We start from the raw sequence: 1,070 nt of genomic DNA, 5'->3' as shown, positions 1-1,070 counted from the left end.
TGTGTTGTGTTATTTGTGCGCTCCCCAGCGGGGCCCGGCGCGTGGGCGGCCCATCGCGGGTGGTTGCTTGGGGGGGCCCCCCGGGGTGTCGCCATGCCGGGGCGGCGCAATCCCCCCGGCCTTGGTCACCTCGTGCGCCTGCTTCATCGCCTCGGGCGCGAAGATCCACGCGGCGTGGATCTCGTCGAGCTCGGTCCACCGCGGCGCAACCTGCGGATCGGTGGCCCACCGATCCCGGATCTGCCGCGCCGCCAGCAGCAGCGCCGGGTCTTCCTCGTAGCCGCGGTCCTCGTAGTCCAGGACCCGGGCAAAGTCCGCGCGCCACAACACCTCTCGGTCATCGGTGACGCGGTCGGCGTAGCGGGCGATGAACGGGTCGTCGAGCTCGTCGTCGCGGTTCACCGCTCCATGCCTCCCCGCTCGGCCCGGCGGTTCATCGCGTCGGCCAGGGCGTTGCCGGAGTAGGCCGTCCGCGCGCTGGGCTGCTCGGACACACCGGACTCGGTCTCCCACGGAACGGACTCGGTCGACGGCGACTGAGCCGACTCCGACCCCGTCGACGCCGTGGCCGTGGCCGTGGCCGACTTGGTCGACGTGGCCGTGGCTGCCGCACGAGCCTCGGTGGCCTGCCGCTCCGCGCTGCCGAACCTGTCACCGGGCCGGGTGGTCTCGACGAGCTTGGCCACCGCCTCGTCACGCTCAACGCGCAACCTGCCCTGCTCAGCGAGCGCCTGGACCCGCTTCATATCGGAGTCCCTCCGCTCGGTGACGGCCTGGTCCCGCTCGGCGGTCATCGCGGTCAACCGCCGAGTGAGCTCGGCGTTCTGCTCGGTGAGATCGGCGTTGTGCTCGATCGACAGACCGTGGCGCTGGCGCAGGCTCGCGTGCTCCCGCGCCAAGTCCATCCGGTCGATCTCGGACTCACCGAGCAGCCGCTCGCGGGCGGTGACCCGCTGATCAGCCAGATCCGCGGCCAGCGTCTTAGGCAACCCGTAGGACTCATAGCGGGGATGCCCCGGCCGCGGGGGGGGGGGGGGCGCCGCCCGCAGCCGCGCGGGGGGCGGGGAGGG

General features: G+C 72.7%; 2 protein-coding genes. Both read right to left on the bottom strand.

Annotated elements, in window-relative coordinates; all coding sequences use genetic code 11:
* Positions 1-9: 9 nt before the first annotated feature.
* Positions 10-402, bottom strand: a complete 393-nt coding sequence (locus ACFWPJ_RS33620) for a hypothetical protein (protein WP_378857672.1) — start codon at positions 400-402, stop codon at positions 10-12.
* On the bottom strand, positions 399-1,070 hold a 672-nt coding region (locus ACFWPJ_RS33615), incomplete at its 5' end, for a hypothetical protein (RefSeq protein ID WP_378857670.1). The genes ACFWPJ_RS33615 and ACFWPJ_RS33620, both read right to left, overlap by 4 nt.

Origin of the sequence: Nocardia sp. NPDC058497 (genome assembly GCF_042720195.1) — a bacterium.
Classification (GTDB): Bacteria; Actinomycetota; Actinomycetes; order Mycobacteriales; family Mycobacteriaceae; genus Nocardia.
This window is presented reverse-complemented; position numbering and strand designations above follow the sequence as displayed.